Here is an 18,027-nt window from a genome sequence, read left to right on the forward strand (position 1 = left end):
CACGGACGCGACCGGGGGACGGGGCCGCCGCACCCGTCCCCCGCTGACCCGCCCCCGAACGCCTCAGCGCTCGTTGCGCGCCATCCGCACCACGTCCAGCGCCTCGTCCAGCTGCGCCTCGCTGAGCCTGCCCGGCACGTGCCCGCGCTCCAGCACCACCTGCCGGATCGTCTTGCGCTCGGCCAGCGACTGCTTCGCGATCGACGCCGCCTCCTCGTAGCCGAGGTGCTTGTTCAGCGGCGTCACGATCGACGGCGAGGACTCGGCGTACTCGCGCATCCGCTCGTGGTCGGGCTCCGCGCCCGCCACCACCTTGTCCGCGAGCAGCCGCGCCACCGCCGCCAGCAGGCGCGCCGACTCCAGCACGTTCCGCGCGATCACCGGCAGCATCACGTTGAGCTGGAAGTTGCCCTGGGTGCCCGCGAACGCCACCGCCGCGTCGTTGCCGATCACCTGCGCCACCACCATCATCGTGGCCTCCGGGATCACCGGGTTGACCTTGCCCGGCATGATCGACGAGCCCGGCTGCAGGTCCGGCAGCGCCAGCTCGCCCAGGCCCGCGCGCGGCCCGGAGCCCATCCACCGCAGGTCGTTCGCGATCTTGTAGAGGCCCACGGCGGTGGCCCGCAGCTGCCCGGACACCTCCACCACCCCGTCCTGGGTGGCCTGCGCCTCGAAGTGGTCCGGCGCCTCGGTCAGCGGCAGCCCGGTGACCCGCGCCAGCTCCTCGGACACCGCCGCGCCGAACCCCTCCGGCGCGTTCAGCCCGCTGCCCACGGCCGTGCCGCCGATCGGCAGCTGCGCCAGCCTGGGCAGGCTGTCCGACAGCCGGGCGACCCCGTTGGCCACCTGCGTCGCCCACGCCTGCACCTCGTGGCCGAGCAGCACGGGCACCGCGTCCATCAGGTGCGTGCGCCCGGACTTGACGATCCCGGCCCAGTCCGCCGCCCGCGCGTCCAGCGCGTCCCGCAGGTGCCCCAGCGCCGGGAGCACGTCGTTCGCGACCGCCTCCGTCGCGGCTACCCGAAGCGTCGTGGGGAACGTGTCGTTGGACGACTGGGAGGCGTTCACGTGGTCGTTCGGGTGAACCTCGCGGCCGAGCGCGCGCGACGCCAGGGTCGCGATCACCTCGTTCGCGTTCATGTTCGACGACGTGCCCGACCCGGTCTGGAACACGTCCACCGGGAAGTGCCCGTCGTGCCCGCCCGCCGCCACCTCGTCGGCCGCCGCCGCGATCGCCTCCGCGACCTCGGCGTCCAGCACGCCCAACCGCCCGTTGACCCGCGCCGCAGCCGCCTTCAGCAGCCCGAGCGCCCGGATCTGCGACCGCTCCAGGCCGCGCCCCGAGATCGGGAAGTTCTCCACCGCCCGCTGCGTCTGCGCGCGCCACAGCGCGTGCGCGGGCACCCGGACCTCGCCCATCGTGTCGTGCTCGACGCGGTACTCCTGACCATCCATGCCACCGAGTCTGGCCCCGCAGCGGGGGATGGGCACGGTGGTCCGGGACACCTAGGGTCGGGGGAATGGACCTCGATGTCGATCTGCTGGTCGTCGGAGCGGGACCCACCGGACTCTTCGCGGCCTACTACGCCGGGTTCCGCGACCTGGCCACCGCCGTGGTGGACGCGCTGCCCGAACCGGGCGGGCAGATCACCGCCATGTACCCGGAGAAGATGATCCTCGACGTCGCGGGCTTCCCCGCCGTGCGCGGCCGGGACCTGGTCGACGCGCTCGTCACCCAGGCCGCGCAGTGGAACCCGACGTACCTGCTGGGTCGGCAGGCCCGCACGCTCGCCCCGGTCGACGGGAAGCTGCACGTGGGGCTGGCCGACGGCGCCACCGTGCGCGCGGGCGCGGTGCTGCTCACGGCGGGCATCGGCGAGTTCACGCCGAGGCCGCTCGTCGCGGGGGAGGGCTGGCTCGGGCGGGGGCTGGTGCACTTCGTGCCCGCGCTGGACGCGCACGTCGGGCAGGACGTGGTGGTGGTCGGCGGCGGCGACTCGGCGTTCGACTGGGCGCTCGCGCTCGCCCCGATCGCGGGCAGCGTCACCGTCGTGCACCGCCGCTCCACGTTCCGCGCGCACCCGCCGACCGTGCGGCAGGTCCGGGACCTGGGCGTGCGGATCATCACGGACGCGCAGGTCACCCGGATCGGCGGGGACGGGCGGGTCGCCGAGGTCGAGGTCGACGTCAAGGACTCCGGCGGCGAGGTGCTGCCCGCCCAGACCGTGGTGGCGGCGCTGGGCTTCACGGCGGACCTGGGGCCGATCGAGTCGTGGGGGCTGGAGCTGGACCACCGGGCGGTGGTGGTCGACCAGACCATGCGCACCGCGCTCGCCGGGGTGTACGCGGCGGGGGACGTCGCGACCTATCCGGGGAAGGTGAAGCTGATCGCCACCGGGTTCGGCGAGGCGGCGACGGCGGTGAACAACATCGCGGTCGCGCTCGACCCGGACGCGCACCTGTTCCCCGGCCACTCCAGCGACGCCAGGTAGGGCTCCCCGGAACGCCGAGCGGGGCCTGGGGACGACCCGACACCCTCGGGTCGTCCCCAGGCCCCGCCCGCATCCGGACAGGCGGCCCCGGTCAGGGCACCACCTGCACCTGCTCGCCGGGGAACAGGTTGTCGAAGAACACCACCGACGCGTCGGGACCCAGGTGCACGCACCCGTGCGACTGGTCGGTCAGGCTGCCCTCGTGGAAGGCGATGCCGTCACCGGTGAAGTACACCGAGTTGGGCATCGGCGCGTTGTAGGGAACGCTCCAGTCGTCCTTCACCTTGCGCAGCACCGGGAAGGTGCCGACGGGCGTCTCGTAGCCCGGCCTGCCGGTGGTGATCGGCACGGGCCCGTAGCTCGCGCCCCCGTCGTAGACCAACCAGGCCTGGTTGGTCGACAGCTGGACGCACGCCCCGTTCTGGACGCCGCCGCACGGCGTCCCGGACGCCGCCGAGGCCGGAGCCGCGAGACCGAGCGTCAGAGCGGTCGCGGCCAGTGCAGTGCCGAGAATCCTCTTCTTCATCTCGAAATCACCCCTCGAACCCGGACTACCCCCTGGAATTCGCGGCCAACCCCTGAAAAGACCAGTGGCCCACCCCCGACCTGCGGGAATGGGCCACTGGAAGTAATCGTCACTGCTCTCGACGGGCGTCACTCGGCCACCCGCGAGGGTGAGGCGCCGGAACGGGTCAGACCGTTCCCGCGTACCCGCTGATCCAGGTGCGGAACGACGGGACGTCCATGTAGATCGACGGGCCGGTCGCGCAGGTGGAGTTGTTGTTGCCCGCGCGGCTGGTCGCGCCGATCAGCTGCCAGGCGCCGCCCACGGACTTGATCTGCGGGCCGCCCGAGTCGCCGTAGCAGGCGCCCTTGTTGCCGCCGGGGTTGTTCGTGCAGATCTCGTACGCGCCGTAGATGCCCGAGCAGCTGCCGTCCGCCACGATCGAGGTGTTCAGCTCCTGCAGGATGGTCGGCGCGCCGCAGCCGCCCGCCGGGGCGCAGGTCTGGCCCCAGCCGATGATGCGGGTGGCGGTGCCGGTCGCGCCCGAGGTGGAGGCGACGGTGATCGGGGCCTGGGTCACCGAGGTGGCCAGGCGCACCAGCGCGATGTCGTAGCTGGGGTGCGTCACGACCTGCGCGCCCGTGGCGACGGTGCCGCCGCTGGTGCGGTTGGTCGTGCCGACCCGCGCGCGGATCGACGACGGCGTCCGGCCCTGCACGCAGTGCTTGGCCGTCACCACCCAGTTGGCCTTGATCAGCGAGCCGCCGCAGAAGTGGCTGCCCGCCGTGCTCTGCAGGGACACCATGAACGAGTACGTCTGCGTGGCGTTGCCGCCGCCCACGATGGCCGGGGTCAGGTCCGGCTCGGTGGGTGCGGCCTGGGCGCCGCCGACCGACGCCAGCGCGGCGCCGACCGCGACGGCGACCGCCGTGAACAGGGTGCGGATCCTCATCGCTCTTCCTCCCCGCCGCCCGCGCAGGGGTGCGGGCGGCCAGGGCAGAAACGTAAGGACTGGGCACGGGGGGCCACTACCTACGGACGGACGGTAGCCGCGCCTTGACCGTTGACAGGTCCGAGGGGTGACCACCGTCACGTCCGAGGCGCCCGCTACGGCAGCGGGGGCAGCGGCTCCTCGCCGGACGGCGGCAGGTCGAAGTCCACCGACGCGTACTCGCGCAGCTTCGTCAGCCGGTGGAACCCGTCGATCATCCGCACCGTCCCCGACTTCGACCGCATCACGATCGACTGCGTCGTGCAGCCACCGGCCTGGTAGCGCACCCCGCGCACCAGGTCGCCGTCCGTGACGCCGGTCGCGCAGAAGAACACGTTGTCCCCGCGCACCAGGTCGGACGTGGTCAGCACCCGGTCCAGGTCGTGGCCCGCGTCCAGCGCCCGGCCGCGCTCCGCGTCGTCCTTCGGCCACAGCCGCGCCTGGATCTCACCGCCCATGCACTTGAGCGCCGCCGCCGCGATGATGCCCTCCGGCGTGCCGCCGATGCCCACCAGCAGGTCGACGCCGGTGTCCGGGCGGGCCGCCGAGATCGCGCCCGCCACGTCGCCGTCCGAGATGAAGTGGATGCGCGCGCCGGACCGGCGCACCTTCAGCACCAGGTCCTCGTGCCGGGGCCGGTCCAGCACGCACACCGTCACGTCCGACACGTCGACGCCCTTGGCCCTCGCCACCCGCCGCACGTTCTCCGAGATCGGCGCGGTGATGTCGATGGCGTCCGCCGCCTCCGGCCCGGTGGCCAGCTTCTCCATGTAGAACACCGCCGACGGGTCGAACATCGCGCCCCGCTCGGCCACCGCCAGCACCGCCAGCGCGTTCGGCATCCCCTTGGCCATCAGCGTCGTGCCGTCGATCGGGTCGACGGCCACGTCGCACTCCGGGCCGTTGCCGTCGCCCACCTCCTCGCCGTTGAACAGCATGGGCGCCTCGTCCTTCTCGCCCTCGCCGATCACGACGACCCCGCGCATCGACACCGTGCCGATCAGCTTGCGCATGGCGTCCACGGCCGCGCCGTCGCCGCCGTTCTTGTCACCCCTGCCGACCCAGCGGCCCGCCGCCATCGCCGCCGCCTCGGTCACCCTGACCAGCTCCAGCGCCAGGTTCCGGTCCGGCGCCTCGCGCCGGCGCTCCGACGTGCTGTTGGACGTCATGCTGCTCCTCGTGCGGTAGACCGGCAGATAGCCGATCCTCGCACGTGGTCAGCCCTCGCGACCGTCCTCCTCGGACACCGCGAGAGCTTGATCGATCCGCTCGCGGGCGCCCGCGAGATGCCGCTCACACGTCTTCGCCAGCACCTCGCCGCGCTCCCACAGCGCGAGCGAGTCCTCCAGCGACAGACCACCGGCCTCCAGCTTGCGGACGACCTCGACCAGCTCGTCCCGCGCGGCCTCGTACCCCGGCTCACTCACCTGGACAGGTTCCCCAATCGGTTGCTCACGTGCACCACCACCGTCGCCGCCGCCTGGTCGTAGTCGGCCAGAGCCTCGGCGAACTCGGCGCCGTCAGCCTCCCGCACCGCCTCGTCCACCCGCAGCTCGGCCTCCGCCAGCCGCCTGCGCGGCACCGACCCGCACAGGTCGCCCGCGCGCCCGGACGCCTCCTCGGTCAGCGCGCGCACCGCGTCGAGCACGGCCTGCCTGCCCGAGTCGCACCCGGCGACCAGCGCCAGCCAGCAGCCCGCCGCCGCGCTGTCGGCCGCCTCGGCGCGCCTGCTCAGCGCCAGCGCGGCCGGGTCCTCGCCCGCGAGCCGGGCGGCCTGCTCGGCGGCGGCCACGGTCAGCGGCAGGAACGTCGGCTCACGAGCCGGACTGGGCACCACCACCGCCTCCTCCCTCGACGACCGCGTGCACGGCGCCGTCCGCGACCCGCACCCGCAGGCGGGTTCCCGCAGGCGCGTCGGCGGCCGACCGGAGCACGCCCTCCGTCCCCTCGGACGACACCAGCTGCACCACGGCGTACCCCCTGGCCAGGGTGGCGGCGGGACCGAGGGTCGTCAAGCGCGCCGAGGTCGCGGCGAGACCGGCGTTCTCCGCGTCCACCCGGTTGCGGACCGCGCGCAGCGCCCGGTCCCGCAGCCGCTGCACCTCCTCCGACCTGCGCTCCAGCGGCCCGTGCGGGTCGGCCAGCGCGGGCCGGGTGCGCAGCGCGTCCAGCAGCTTGCGCTCCCGGTCGACCCAGCCGCGCAGCGCGCGCCTGGCCCGGTCGCGGGCCTGCCGCAGCCGCTCGGTCTCCTCGGCCACGTCCGGCACCACGCGCTTGCCCGCGTCGGTGGGCGTCGAGCAGCGCACGTCGGCCACGTGGTCGACCAGCGGGGTGTCCGGCTCGTGCCCGATCGCCGACAGCAGCGGCGTGCGGCAGTCCGACACGGCCCGGCACAGCGCCTCGTCGGAGAACGGCAGCAGGTCCTCGACGCTGCCGCCGCCGCGCGCCAGCACGATCACGTCGACCTCGGGGTCGGCGTCCAGCTCGCCCAGCGCGCGCACCACCTCGGGCACGGCCGACGGGCCCTGCACCGCCACGTTGATCACCCGGAACCGGGCGGCGGGCCACCTGGCCTGCGCGTTCGTCAGCACGTCCCGCTCGGCGGCCGACGCCCGACCGGTCACCAGGCCGATCTTGTTCGGCAGGAACGGCGGTCTGCGCTTGCGGCGCGCGTCGAACAGGCCCTCGGCGGCCAGCAGCTTGCGCAGCCGCTCGATGCGGGCCAGCAGCTCGCCGATGCCGACCGCGCGGATCTCGTCCACGCGCAGGCTGATCGTGCCGCGCGCCGCGTAGTAGTTCGGCTTGCCGTGCACGACGACCCGGCTGCCCTCGGTGAGCTGGCCCTCGCGGACCAGGCCCACCGGGGCGGTGAGCGACATCGACAGGTCGGCCGACGGGTCGCGCAGCGTCAGGAACGCCACCTTCGTGCCGGGACGGGCGCTGAGCTGGGTGACCTGGCCCTCCACCCACACGTCGCCGAGCCTGCCGATCCAGTCGGCGATCTTGTAGGCGACCGTGCGCACCGGCCACGGCTCCTCCGGCGAGGAGCGCGGCGGCTGGGCCTTCTGCTCCGTCACGACTCGGCGCGCAGGTTGGCCAGGCGGCGGGCCAGCATCCCGGTGAACTCGGGGCGGGACTCGTGCGCGCGCTCGTGCGCGAGCAGCTGCTCCAGGTCGTCCTCGGACAGCGACCGCAGCTTGGCCCGGAGCTGCGGCAGGCTCATCGAGTCGTACTCGGGCAGCGCGGTCGGCGACTCGGCGGCCAGCGCCCGCTCCTCGCGGGCCCACGGGTCGCCCGAGTCGTCGCCCTGGTCGTCGTCGGCGTTGGAGTCGGCCGGGTCGGCGGCGCCGGTGGCCGCCGCGACCTTCGCGATGCCCTCGGCGGCGGACCTCCGCTCCTGCTCGGAGGGGGTCTTGGCGGCGGGCGCGGCGGACGGCGCGGTGCGTGGCGGGGCGTCGGCCTCGTCCTCGTCGAACACGGCCCACTCGGGCTCCTGCTCGACGGTCCTGAGCCCGGCGAGCACGTCGTCGCCCCTGATTGCGAGTTCGGTCACCGTCTGCTGCACGCGCATCGACAGCTGCAGGGCCTCGCTGACGACGGTCACCGGCAGCCCCGCGAGCTGTCCGGGCAGCTTCCGGGCCTGCTCGACCGCGGTGACGGCCAGTCCCGCGGCGAGGCGGACGGGCAGCGGGAGTTGCTTCATGCACCCAGATTGCCCCAGTCGGGCGGCGTATGCCTAGGTTCGCCACGCCCGTACCCTGGAGGACATGGACAAGCGAGTGCTCCTGGCCAATCCGCGCGGGTACTGCGCGGGCGTTGACCGCGCAGTCGTCACGGTGGAGAAGGCGCTGGAGAAGTACGGCGCGCCGGTGTACGTCCGCAAGGAGATCGTCCACAACAAGCACGTCGTGGAGACGCTGTCGAAGCGCGGCGCGATCTTCGTCAACGAGACCGACGAGGTGCCCGAGGGCGCGCTGGTGGTGTTCTCCGCCCACGGCGTCTCGCCCAAGGTGCACGAGGAGGCCGCCGACCGCAGCCTGCGCACCATCGACGCCACCTGCCCCCTGGTGACCAAGGTCCACAAGGAGGCCCAGCGGTTCGCGCGCGAGGACTACGACATCCTGCTCATCGGCCACGAGGGCCACGAGGAGGTCGAGGGCACCGCCGGTGAGGCGCCCGACCACATCCAGCTCGTGGACACCGCCGAGGACGTCGCCAAGGTCGAGGTGCGCGACCCGTCCAAGGTGATCTGGCTGTCGCAGACCACGCTGTCGGTCGACGAGACCATGGTGCGGGTGCGCCAGCTCAAGGAGCGGTTCCCCGACCTGCAGGAACCGCCGTCGGACGACATCTGCTACGCCACCTCCAACCGGCAGGTCGCGGTGAAGACCATGGCGCCCGAGTGCGACCTGGTGCTGGTGGTCGGCTCGAAGAACTCGTCCAACTCGGTGCGGCTGGTCGAGGTCGCGCTGCAGGCGGGCGCGAAGGCCTCCTACCTGATCGACTACGCCGAGGAGGTCGACGAGGCCTGGCTGGAGGGCGTCGGCACGGTCGGCGTGACCAGCGGCGCCTCGGTGCCGGACATTTTGGTGATGGACCTGCTCAAGCACCTGGCCGAGCGCGGCTACGGCGACGTGGAGGAGATCACCACGGCCAACGAGAAGATCGCGTTCTCGCTGCCGCGCGAGCTGCGCAAGGACTCGGTGCGCTAGACCCGCGAACCGGTCGGGACCACCCGGTCGGGACCGGCCGGGCGCCCACGCCGGGGCGCCGCGACGCGGTGACGTGAGGGAGAGCCGGGGTGGGCGACCACCCCGGCTCTCCACGTCTCGGACCGGGACGGCCCCACCGGGGCGGCCCCGGAACGCGCAGGGCCGGGAGAGGCCCCTGGAACGCCGGGAGCCCCGGCGCCGTCACCAGCGCCGGGGCTCCCGGATCTCGCTCTCGCCCGTCGTGCCCTTCGCGGACTTGCCCAGTCCCGCCCGGTCAGTCCCGCCCGGTCGGTCCCGGTCAGTCCTCGTCGCGCGGACGCGGCCTGCGGGGCCGCTCGCCCGCGGGCTTGCGCGGGCGCTCACCCGAGGGCTTCTTCTCGCCCGTCGGCTTCTTCTCCCCCGACGCGCCGGACGGCCGGGGCCGCCTCGGCCGCTCGCCGTCCTCGGCGGGCGCGGGCTTGCGGGGGCGCTTCGGCCGCTCGTCGGCCTCCACCGCGTCCTCCGCCTCCACCGGCCTCGGGCGCTTCTTCGGCGGCCTCGGGGCCTCCTCGGCGTCCAGCTCGTCCTGCGTCACCCGGTTCGGGTCGCGCTGCAGGAACACCCGCGCGACGCCGATGCCGACGGTGAACAGCGTGGTCAGGGCCATCGCCGGGAAGGCGTTCATCAGCGGCTTGCCCAGGTCCAGCGCCAGCGCCATGCCCTGGCTGGACGAGTCGCCGGTGGCCAGCACGACCAGCGGCACCACGACCGCCACCACCAGCGGCGGCTGCACGACCGGGCCGAACATCGACCTGCGCTCGACGAACACCACGGCGCCCACCGAGCCCACGAAGAAGACCACCCCGAACAGCAGCCCCACTGTCTTCGACGAGTTCACGTCGATGAAGGCGCCGACGAACGCGAGGGCGAACGCGATGAGCACCGCGGCCCACCACTGCAGCCCGCGGAAGCTGCCGAACATGGCGCGGTCGTTCCAGCGGACTTCCTCGAACTCGTCGTCCTCATCCGGCTCGCTGCGCCGGTCACGCGTTGCGGCGGTCACGCTCACTCCTACGTTCGGGCCGGACCGATCCGGCATACGGTATCCGACTCCCGCCGGGCCGCGCGGGCTCCCGCCGCGCCTCGCGCCGGCGTCACTTCTTGTTACGCCTCACGGGCCCGCGAGGGTGCGCCGACCACCTCCCGGTCGTCGGCCCCGCGGACCTCGGGGGGCGGCGCGGGCGCCCCCGACGCGGCCGACAGCGGGGCCACGGCGGTCCGGAGGGCCTCCAGCGCGTCCAGCTCGCGCCTGCGCGCGGACAGGAACCGCTGCAGGTGCGTGCCGGACAGGTTCACCGCCTCCACCGCGCCCTCGGCGGCCCGGTGCGCCCGGCCCGCCTGGGCCTTGACCCGCTCGACGTCGTCGGCGAGCGCCCGGTCGGAGGCCGCGAACACCGCGGCCGACGCGATCACCGCGAACCCGGTCGGGCCGCACAGGAACACCCTGCGGTCCAGCAGCCAGCGCAGCAGCTCCGGGTCGGTGTCCAGCGCCGCGACGACCGCGCCGTCGTTGGGCACGAACATCACCGTGCCGTAGATGGCGTCGGCCCACCGCTGGTAGCCCTTGCCCGCCAGCTCCGCCGCCCGCGCCCGGATGGTGCGCACGTGCACCCGCAGCGCGTCGGCGCGCTCGCGCGGGTCGTCGGTCTCCACGGCCTCCGCCCAGAGCGCCATGGACATCTTCGCGTCGACCGGCACCCGCCGTCCACCGCCGACCTCCAGCACCAGGTCCGGCCGCACCGAGCCGCCGCCCGCCACGTCCACCTGGAGCCCGAAGTGCACGCCCTCGCGCAGCCCGAGCGCGCGGGCGGTCTCCACCAGCACCCGCTCGCCCAGCTCGCCGCGCCCGCTGGAGGAGGAGAACGCCACCTCGTACCGCTGGAGCGCGAGCTGCCGCACCTCGCCCCGCTCCCGCTCCCGCCGCACCTCGTCCAGCGCGGCGTCCACGCGCCGCACGCTGTCCTGGTAGAGCCGCCACAGGAGCGCGAGCGCCCCCGCGAGCAGGAGCGCGACCACCACCGCCGCCGTGCTGAGGACCGCCGTCACGGCGCTGAATCATGGCCCACCGCCCTGCCCTCACCTGATCGAGCGACACGCCGGACGCGCGGCGACCCGGTCCGCCGGTGATCACCCCCTAGCGTGGCCGCCATGCGCTTGCTGCACACCTCCGACTGGCACGTGGGCCGCGTCTTCCACGGCCGCGACCTGCTGCGCGAGCAGGAAGCCGTGCTCGGCGGCCTGGCCGACCTGGTCGCCGACGAGCGGGTGGACGTGGTCGTGGTGTCCGGCGACCTGTTCGACCGCGCGGTGCCCAACGCCGAGGCGGTCGCGCTCTGCTCGCGGGTGCTGGAGCGGCTGCGGGCGGCGGGGGCGCGGGTTGTCGTCACGCCCGGCAACCACGACTCGGCGGCGCGCCTCGGCCTGTTCGGCGGGTTCGCGGCGGCCGGTGGCCTGCACCTGCGCACCCGCGTCGCCGACCTGGCCGACCCGGTGCTGCTGGCCGACGAGCACGGCCCGGTGGCGCTGTACGGCATCCCGTTCCTGGAGCCCGAGACGGCCAGGCACGTGCTGGGCGTGCCGTCCGCGCGCGGCCACGCGGGCGTGCTCACCGAGGCGATGCGCCGGGTCTCCGCCGACCTGGCCGCCCGGCCAGGGGACACCCGGTCGGTGGTGCTCGCGCACGCGTTCGTGACCGGGGGCGCGCCCAGCGACTCGGAGCGCACGATCGCGGTCGGCGGGGTGCAGGAGGTGTCCGGGTCGGTGTTCGACGGGATCGACTACGCGGCGCTCGGGCACCTGCACGGGTCGCAGGAGCTCGCGGACCACCTGCGCTACTCGGGCAGCCCGCTGGCCTACTCGTTCTCGGAGGCCGGGCACACCAAGTCGGTGTGGCTGGTCGAGCTGGGCGGGGGCGGGCTGGCCGGGGTGGAGCGCCGGGAGCTGCCGGTGCCGCGCCCGCTGGGGCGGTTGCGCGGGGAGCTGGGGGCGCTGCTGGCCGACCCGGCGCACACCGCGGTGGAGGGCAGCTTCCTGTCCGTGGAGCTGACCGACCGGGTCCGGCCGCTGGACGCGCTGCGGCGGTTGCAGGACCGGTTCAAGCACGCCGTGCACGTGGAGTGGAAGCCGGAGGGCGGCAGGCGCGCGGAGCTGCGGTTCGCGGAGCGGGTGCGCGGGCGGAGCGACGAGGAGGTGACGTGCTGCTTCGTGGAGGACGTGCGCAACAGCCCGCCGTCACCGGGTGAGCTGGCGCTGCTGCGCGAGGCGTTCGCGGCGGCCGGGCGGGAGGAGGGCGCGTGAGGCTGCACCGGTTGGAGCTGTCGGCGTTCGGGCCGTATCCGGGGCGCGAGGTGGTGGACTTCGACGCGCTCGGCGCGGACGGGCTGTTCCTGCTGCACGGGGACACCGGCGCGGGCAAGACGACGCTGCTGGACGCGGTCGCGTTCGCCCTGTTCGGGCAGGTGCCGGGGGCGCGCGGCGAGGTCAAGCGGCTGCGCTGCGACTACGCGTCCCCGGACGTGGAGACGGTGGTGTCGCTGGAGCTGACCGTGCGGGAGCGGCGGCTGGTGATCACCCGCAGCCCGGAGTACGAGCGGCCCAAGAAGCGCGGCGGCGGCACGACCAGGCAGAACGCGAAGGCGGCGCTGGCGTGGGTGAGCGGCTGGGAGGGCGAGGGGCACGGCCGGATCGACGAGGTGGCGCGCGAGGTCGAGTCGCTGCTGGGGATGACGGCGCACCAGTTCTTCCAGGTGGTGCTGCTGCCGCAGGGCGAGTTCGCGCGGTTCCTGCGGGCGGACACGGGCGAGCGGGAGAAGCTGCTGGAGAAGCTGTTCGGCACCGAGCGGTTCCTGGCGGTGGAGAAGTGGTTCCGGGAGCGCCGGGCCGAGCGGGGGCGGGAGCTGCGGGAGCTGACCGAGGCGAACGTCCGGCTGGCGGGCAACGTCGCCGAGGCCGCCCGCGCTGAGCAGCCGGAGGACGGCGGCGACCCGGCGTGGCTGGAGGCGCTGCTCGGCGGGCTGGCCGAGGAGGCGGGGCGCGCGCAGGAGCTGGCCGGGACGACCGCCGAGGCCAGAACCGGGGCCGAGCGGGCCTGGCAGGGCGCCCGCGACCTGGAGGCGCTGGTGGGGCGGGTGCGCCGGGCGCACGACGAGCTGGTGCGGTGCGCGGAGGACGAGCCGGAGCGCAAGCGGCTGCTGGACGAGGCAGAGGCCGCCAGGCGTGCCGCGCCGGTCGTCCAGGCCCTGCGGGGCGGGGATCGGGCGCGGGTGGCGCTGGAGGGCGCTGAGGCGGCGGAACTGGCCTCGGCGAAGGCGGTGGGGGCGCTGATGGGCGGAGTGGTCGCCGATGACCCGCGCGCCGAGGGCGAGCGCTGCCGCGACGAGGCCGGTGGGCTCACCCGGTTGGCGGAGGAGGCGCGGGAGCAGCGGGAGGCGCTGCGCGCGCTCGACGCGGTCGTGTCCAGGCGGGAGGTCGCCGCCGCCCGGCTGGCCGAGCTGACCGCCGCGCTGGAGGGCGCGCCTGAGCGGCTGCGGTCCGCGCGGGAGGCCGTGGAGGCGGCGAAGCTGGCCCGCGCGGCACTGCCGGAGGCCTCAGCCCGAGCCAAGGCCGCTACCGCGCTACCGGCGGCGGTCCGCGCGTCTGACGAGGCCGAGGCGGCGCGTTCGGTCGCCGTGGACGTTCACCAGGCGGCGGTGGACGCGCGCCAGGCCGTCCGGCAGCGCCGCCTGGACGGCATGGCCGCCGAACTGGCCGGTGAGCTGGTGGACGGGCTGCCGTGCCAGGTCTGCGGCGCGGGAGAGCATCCCGCGCCCGCCGCGTTCGACGGCGAGGCCGTGACGGCGGTCGACGAGGACCGGGCGGGCGCCGCCGAGGCGGTGGCGCTGGAGCGCAGGCGAGCGGCGGAGGACGCCGCCTACCGGGCGCTGGGGGCCGTGGACGCCCTGCGGTCCGCCGTCGGCGACCGCGATCCGGCTGAGCTGGTGGCCGAGCACCGCGAGCTGGCCGGGCTGGCCGCGCTGACGGCCGAGCGCGAGTCTGCGCTGCGCGGGCTGGAGACCGGGACGGCCGCGCTGACCGAGGAGCGCGCGGAGCTGGAGCGCGACGTGGTCGGCCTGGAGGCGCGCGGGTCCGAGCTGGCGGCGACCACCGCCGAGCGAGCCGCACGCCTGGAGCAGGCCCGAGAGGGCTTCCCGGACGTGGCCGCGAGACGCGCCCACCTGCTCTCGGCGGCCGACGCGCTGGACGAGTTGGCCCGCCGCCGCGCCGAGGTCTTGGGTGCTGCCGAGCGCGCGGCGCAGCTGGCGGGCGAGGTGGCGGAGCAGGTCGCGGAGGCCGGTTTCGCGACCGCCGCCGACGCCCGTGAGGCTGTCCGCACCGCGGAGCAGGTAGCCGGGTTGGAGCGCCGGGTGCGCGAGGCCGACGCCGCGAGGGCCGCCGCCGAGGCGGTCGTGGCCGACCACCCGGACGTGGACCCTTCGGTGGAGGTCGACGCGGGGGGCGCCGAGCGCCGGTTCCGCGAGGCCGGCCGGGAGGCGGAGGCGGCGGCGGGTGCGTCGAGCGCGGCGGTTGGCCGGTTGGCGCGCGCGGAGGAGCTGGCTGAGCGGCTGAGGGCGGCGTGGGCGCGGTTGGCGCCGGTCGAGGCGGAGTACCGGGAGCTGGACGCGTTCACCGACGTGATCAACGGCCGGGGCCAGAACACCGAGAGCATGACCCTGCGCACGTACGTGCTGGCCGCGAAGCTGGAGGAGGTCGCGGTCGCGGCGAGCGAGCGGCTGGACCGGATGAGCCAGGGCCGCTACCGCTTCGTGCACTCCACCGAGGCGGGCCCGCGCGGGGCCAGGGGCGGGCTGGGGCTCGACGTGCTCGACGACTACTCCGGCCACCAAAGGCCCACGAAGACGCTCAGCGGCGGCGAGTCGTTCCTGGCCTCGCTGGCGCTCGCGCTGGGCCTGGCGGACGTGGTGTCGCAGGGCGCGGTGCTGGACACGCTGTTCGTCGACGAGGGGTTCGGCACGCTCGACGCCGACACCCTCGACCTGGTCATGAACACCCTGGACGACCTGCGCGCGGGCGGCCGGGTGGTGGGGCTGGTGTCGCACGTGGAGGAGCTGCGGCAGCGCATCCCGACCCGGTTGAGGGTCAGGAAGGCGCGCGCCGGGTCCACCCTGGAGGTGACCACGGCGTAGGCGGGGGCGCGGGCCCCCGCCCGCGCCTCACCCCTCGTGCTCCAGCAGCCAGCGCTTCGCGTCCACGCCCCACCGGAAGTTCCCGATTGCCCCGCCCGTGCGCACCACCCGGTGGCACGGCACGAACAGCGCCGCCGCGTTCTTCGCGCACGCCGTGGCCGCCGCCCGCACCGCCGCCGGTCGCCCGGCCAGCTCCGCGTACCGCGCGTAGCTCACCGGCTGCCCCGCCGGGACGAGCCGCAGCGCGTCCCACGCCTGCTCCGTGAACGCCCCGGCCCGCTGCCGCACCGGCACCTCGGCGACCGCGCCCAGCTCACCCGAGTGGTAGGCCCGCACCGCCCTCGTCACCTCCCCGAGGTCCCGCCGCTCCTTGATCTCCTCCGGCTTCAACGACGCCGACACCTGCGGCATCAGCTCGTCCAGCGACGCGGTCCAGCCGCTCGCCAGCACCGCCCCGTCCCCGGCCACCACGGTGGTGAAGGGGCCGATGGGGGTGTCCACGGTGGACGTGAACGCGGTCACGCTGTCCTCCTGCTTCGCTCGTTCGAGTCACTTCGCCCGTTCAGGTCATCCCGCTCACGCGGACCCAGCGCGCCGAGGTGCACGGCCGCGTAGGAGCGCCACGGGCGCCACGCGGCCCCGCCCGCGACCAGCGGCACGTCCGGCGCGCCCAGCACCCGCGCGACGACCCGCCGCGCGACCGCCTCGCCGACGCCGGGGAACGCGGTCAGCTCGGCCAGCAGCTCGTCCGCGTCCCGCCCGACGTCCACCACCAGCCCGCCGCTGGCCAGCGCTCGCCCGACCGGGGTGTCCACGGCCGCCGGGTACAGGTGCGTCACCGCCCCGTCCGGGTGCTCCAGCGCCTCCCCCGCCTCCCGGTGCCCCAGCTCCCGCAGCAGCGTCTCAGCCCCGTCCACGCTGCCCGGCACCCGCGCCCCCGGTCGGGCCGCGACCAGCCCGCGCAGCGCCGGGTCGGCCCCGAGCACCGCGTCCACGGCCTGCGGGTCGGCGTCCAGGTCGAGCAGCCGCCGCACCCGGCTCACCGCCGTCCCCAGGTCCCGCAGGTCACCCAGCCGGAGGGAGCACAGCACGTGCCCGTCACGGGGGGTGAGGGCGACGGTGGCCGGGCCGTGCGGCAGCCGCAGCGAGCGCCGGTAGACGCCGCCGTCGACCTCCTCCACGCCGGGCACCGCCTCGGCGCGGAAGAACGCCAGCAGCCCGGCGGCGTCGAAGGGCGGCCGGTAGGGCAGCCGCAGCTCGATCCGCCCGGCAGCCCCCGAGGTCCTCCGCGCCTCGCGCAGCCGCGAGGGCGTGGCCGCGAACACCGCCCGGATCGTGTCGTTGAACTGCCGCACCGACGCGAACCCGGCCGCGAACGCCACGTCCGCGAACGCCAGGTCGGTGGTCTCGATCAGCAGCCGCGCCGAGTGCGCCCGGTGCGCCCGCGCCAGCGCCAGCGGCCCGGCGCCCAGCTCGACGGACAGCACCCGCGACAGGTGCCGCTCCGAGTAGCCGAGCCGCGCGGCCAGCCCCGGCACGCCGTCGCGCTCCACGACCCCGTCCCCGATCAGCCGCATGGCCCGCGCCGCGAGGTCCGCCCGCAGGTTCCACTCGGGTGACCCCGGAACGGCGTCCGGCAGGCACCTGCGGCACGCCCGGTAACCGGCGGACTGGGCGGCGGCGGCGGTCGGGTAGAACTCGACGTTGCGCTGCTTGGGCGTGGTCGCGGGGCAGGACGGGCGGCAGTAGATGCGGGTGGTGCGCACGGCGGTGATGAAGCACCCGTCGAAGCGGGCGTCGCGGGAGGCCACCGCCCGGTAGGCGCGTTCGGCGTCGAGGAGCACGCACCCACTGTGCCGCAGCCCGCGCCGCGCCTCTCGCGGAAATCGGACGCGGGGGCGCTGCGCGTAGACTCACGCCCCGTGAGTTTGACCCTCGGTATCGTCGGCCTGCCCAACGTCGGCAAGTCCACCCTGTTCAACGCCCTCACGCGCAACGACGTGCTCGCGGCGAACTACCCGTTCGCCACGATCGAGCCGAACGTCGGTGTGGTGCCGTTGCCGGATGCCAGGCTGGGCAAGCTGGCGGAGGTCTTCGGCTCCGAGCGCGAGGTGCCCGCCGTGGTGTCGTTCGTCGACATCGCGGGCATCGTCAAGGGCGCCTCCGAAGGCGCGGGCCTCGGCAACAAGTTCCTCGCGAACATCCGCGAGGCCAACGCGATCTGCCAGGTCGTCCGCGTGTTCGACGACTCGGACGTGATCCACGTCGACGACCGCGTCGACCCGGTCGCGGACATCGAGACGATCAACACCGAGCTGGTGCTGGCCGACCTCCAGACCCTGGAGAAGGCCATCCCCAGGTTGGAGAAGGAGGCGCGGACCCAGAAGGACCGCCGCCCCGCACTGGAGGCCGCGCAGAAGGCCCGCGAGATCCTCGACGCCGGGCGCACCCTGTTCTCCGCGCAGGCCGAGGTCGACGGCGAGCTGCTGCGCGAGCTGAGCCTGCTCACCACCAAGCCGTTCCTGTACGTGTTCAACGCCGACGAGGGCGTGCTCACGGACGAGGCGAGGCTCAAGGAGCTGCGCGAGCTGGTCGCGCCCGCCGACGCGGTGTTCCTCGACGCCAAGGTCGAGGCCGAGCTGCTGGAGCTGGACGAGGAGTCGGCGCGCGAGCTGCTGGAGTCGATCGGCCAGCACGAGCCGGGCCTGCACGCCCTGGCCCGCGCGGGCTTCCACACCCTCGGGCTCCAGACCTACCTGACGGCGGGCCCGAAGGAGGCGCGCGCCTGGACGATCCCGAAGGGCGCGACCGCCCCGCAGGCCGCGGGCGTGATCCACACGGACTTCGAGCGCGGGTTCATCAAGGCCGAGGTCGTGTCGTTCGCGGACCTCGTGGAGACCGGCTCGATGGCTGCCGCGAAGGCGGCGGGCAAGGTCCGCATGGAGGGCAAGGACTACGTGATGGTGGACGGGGACGTGGTGGAGTTCCGGTTCAACGTGTAGCGGGGTCTGCAGCGCGGCTTGCTGGGACTGGTCGAAGCCGCTGGTAGTGGACTTGAAAGCGCCGGGAAGCGATCCTTGCTTCCCGGCGTTTTCCCGTTTTT

The 18,027-nt window shown here is 74.7% G+C and carries 17 protein-coding genes; 5 read left to right on the forward strand and 12 right to left on the reverse strand.

The window, feature by feature from the left end:
• Positions 1-63 precede the first annotated feature (63 nt).
• Positions 64-1,458, reverse strand: coding sequence for a class II fumarate hydratase (locus tag AMIR_RS03625; protein ID WP_012783345.1), 1,395 nt, complete (start codon positions 1,456-1,458; stop codon positions 64-66).
• A 65-nt stretch (positions 1,459-1,523) separates the two neighbouring features.
• On the opposite strand from AMIR_RS03625, the gene AMIR_RS03630 reads away from it, so the two are divergent.
• The gene (locus AMIR_RS03630) at positions 1,524-2,495 is read left to right on the forward strand and encodes an NAD(P)/FAD-dependent oxidoreductase (RefSeq protein WP_012783346.1); all 972 of its coding nucleotides are present in this window, start codon (positions 1,524-1,526) and stop codon (positions 2,493-2,495) included.
• A 91-nt stretch (positions 2,496-2,586) separates the two neighbouring features.
• On the opposite strand, the gene AMIR_RS03635 is transcribed toward AMIR_RS03630, so the two are convergent.
• The 7 genes from AMIR_RS03635 to AMIR_RS03665 form a co-directional block, all read right to left on the reverse strand.
• Complete coding sequence (locus AMIR_RS03635) at positions 2,587-3,021, reverse strand: L,D-transpeptidase (RefSeq protein ID WP_012783347.1); 435 nt, start codon at positions 3,019-3,021, stop codon at positions 2,587-2,589.
• 166 nt (positions 3,022-3,187) lie between these two features.
• Positions 3,188-3,952 (reverse strand): S1 family peptidase, encoded by a 765-nt coding sequence (locus AMIR_RS03640; RefSeq protein WP_012783348.1) that lies wholly within the window; start codon positions 3,950-3,952, stop codon positions 3,188-3,190.
• Positions 3,953-4,107: 155 nt separating this feature from the next.
• The gene (gene glpX, locus AMIR_RS03645) at positions 4,108-5,160 is read right to left on the reverse strand and encodes a class II fructose-bisphosphatase (protein WP_012783349.1); all 1,053 of its coding nucleotides are present in this window, start codon (positions 5,158-5,160) and stop codon (positions 4,108-4,110) included.
• Positions 5,161-5,208: 48 nt separating this feature from the next.
• Positions 5,209-5,418, reverse strand: a complete 210-nt coding sequence (locus AMIR_RS03650) for an exodeoxyribonuclease VII small subunit (RefSeq protein WP_012783350.1) — start codon at positions 5,416-5,418, stop codon at positions 5,209-5,211.
• The gene (locus tag AMIR_RS03655; protein WP_245554578.1) at positions 5,415-5,828 is read right to left on the reverse strand and encodes a sugar ABC transporter substrate-binding protein; all 414 of its coding nucleotides are present in this window, start codon (positions 5,826-5,828) and stop codon (positions 5,415-5,417) included. The genes AMIR_RS03650 and AMIR_RS03655 overlap by 4 nt, the downstream gene beginning before the upstream one ends.
• Entirely contained in the window at positions 5,806-7,068 is a 1,263-nt protein-coding gene (xseA, locus tag AMIR_RS03660) for an exodeoxyribonuclease VII large subunit (protein WP_012783352.1), read from the reverse strand. The genes AMIR_RS03655 and xseA overlap by 23 nt, the downstream gene beginning before the upstream one ends.
• The gene (locus AMIR_RS03665) at positions 7,065-7,694 is read right to left on the reverse strand and encodes a lipid droplet-associated protein (protein ID WP_012783353.1); all 630 of its coding nucleotides are present in this window, start codon (positions 7,692-7,694) and stop codon (positions 7,065-7,067) included. The genes xseA and AMIR_RS03665 overlap by 4 nt, the downstream gene beginning before the upstream one ends.
• Before the next feature lie 64 nt (positions 7,695-7,758).
• On the opposite strand from AMIR_RS03665, the gene AMIR_RS03670 reads away from it, so the two are divergent.
• The gene (locus AMIR_RS03670; RefSeq protein ID WP_012783354.1) at positions 7,759-8,703 is read left to right on the forward strand and encodes a 4-hydroxy-3-methylbut-2-enyl diphosphate reductase; all 945 of its coding nucleotides are present in this window, start codon (positions 7,759-7,761) and stop codon (positions 8,701-8,703) included.
• Positions 8,704-9,001: 298 nt separating this feature from the next.
• On the opposite strand, the gene AMIR_RS03675 is transcribed toward AMIR_RS03670, so the two are convergent.
• Together AMIR_RS03675 and AMIR_RS03680 are read right to left on the reverse strand one after the other, a co-directional pair.
• Positions 9,002-9,745 carry a DUF6542 domain-containing protein gene (locus AMIR_RS03675; RefSeq protein ID WP_012783355.1) on the reverse strand — a complete coding sequence of 248 codons (744 nt, stop codon included), beginning with the start codon at positions 9,743-9,745 and terminating at the stop codon, positions 9,002-9,004.
• Between the two features lie 101 nt (positions 9,746-9,846).
• Positions 9,847-10,788: a DNA recombination protein RmuC gene (locus tag AMIR_RS03680; protein ID WP_012783356.1), complete on the reverse strand. Its 942-nt coding sequence runs from the start codon at positions 10,786-10,788 to the stop codon at positions 9,847-9,849.
• Between the two features lie 102 nt (positions 10,789-10,890).
• Between AMIR_RS03680 and AMIR_RS03685 the strand changes: the two genes are divergently transcribed.
• Positions 10,891-12,039 carry an exonuclease SbcCD subunit D gene (locus AMIR_RS03685; RefSeq protein WP_012783357.1) on the forward strand — a complete coding sequence of 383 codons (1,149 nt, stop codon included), beginning with the start codon at positions 10,891-10,893 and terminating at the stop codon, positions 12,037-12,039.
• Positions 12,036-14,924 carry an AAA family ATPase gene (locus AMIR_RS03690; protein WP_012783358.1) on the forward strand — a complete coding sequence of 963 codons (2,889 nt, stop codon included), beginning with the start codon at positions 12,036-12,038 and terminating at the stop codon, positions 14,922-14,924. The genes AMIR_RS03685 and AMIR_RS03690 overlap by 4 nt, the downstream gene beginning before the upstream one ends.
• A gap of 27 nt (positions 14,925-14,951) precedes the next feature.
• Here AMIR_RS03690 and AMIR_RS03695 read toward each other — a convergent pair whose 3' ends face one another.
• Both AMIR_RS03695 and AMIR_RS03700 read right to left on the reverse strand, forming a co-directional pair.
• Complete coding sequence (locus tag AMIR_RS03695; protein WP_012783359.1) at positions 14,952-15,446, reverse strand: methylated-DNA--[protein]-cysteine S-methyltransferase; 495 nt, start codon at positions 15,444-15,446, stop codon at positions 14,952-14,954.
• Positions 15,443-16,768 (reverse strand): AlkA N-terminal domain-containing protein, encoded by a 1,326-nt coding sequence (locus AMIR_RS03700; RefSeq protein WP_012783360.1) that lies wholly within the window; start codon positions 16,766-16,768, stop codon positions 15,443-15,445. Before AMIR_RS03700 ends, AMIR_RS03695 begins: the two co-directional genes overlap by 4 nt.
• A gap of 78 nt (positions 16,769-16,846) precedes the next feature.
• Here AMIR_RS03700 and ychF point away from each other — a divergent pair, with 78 nt between their 5' ends.
• Positions 16,847-17,926, forward strand: a complete 1,080-nt coding sequence (gene ychF / locus AMIR_RS03705; protein ID WP_012783361.1) for a redox-regulated ATPase YchF — start codon at positions 16,847-16,849, stop codon at positions 17,924-17,926.
• The last annotated feature ends 101 nt before the right edge of the window (positions 17,927-18,027 follow it).

Source organism: Actinosynnema mirum DSM 43827 (genome assembly GCF_000023245.1).
Classification (GTDB): domain Bacteria; phylum Actinomycetota; class Actinomycetes; order Mycobacteriales; family Pseudonocardiaceae; genus Actinosynnema; species Actinosynnema mirum.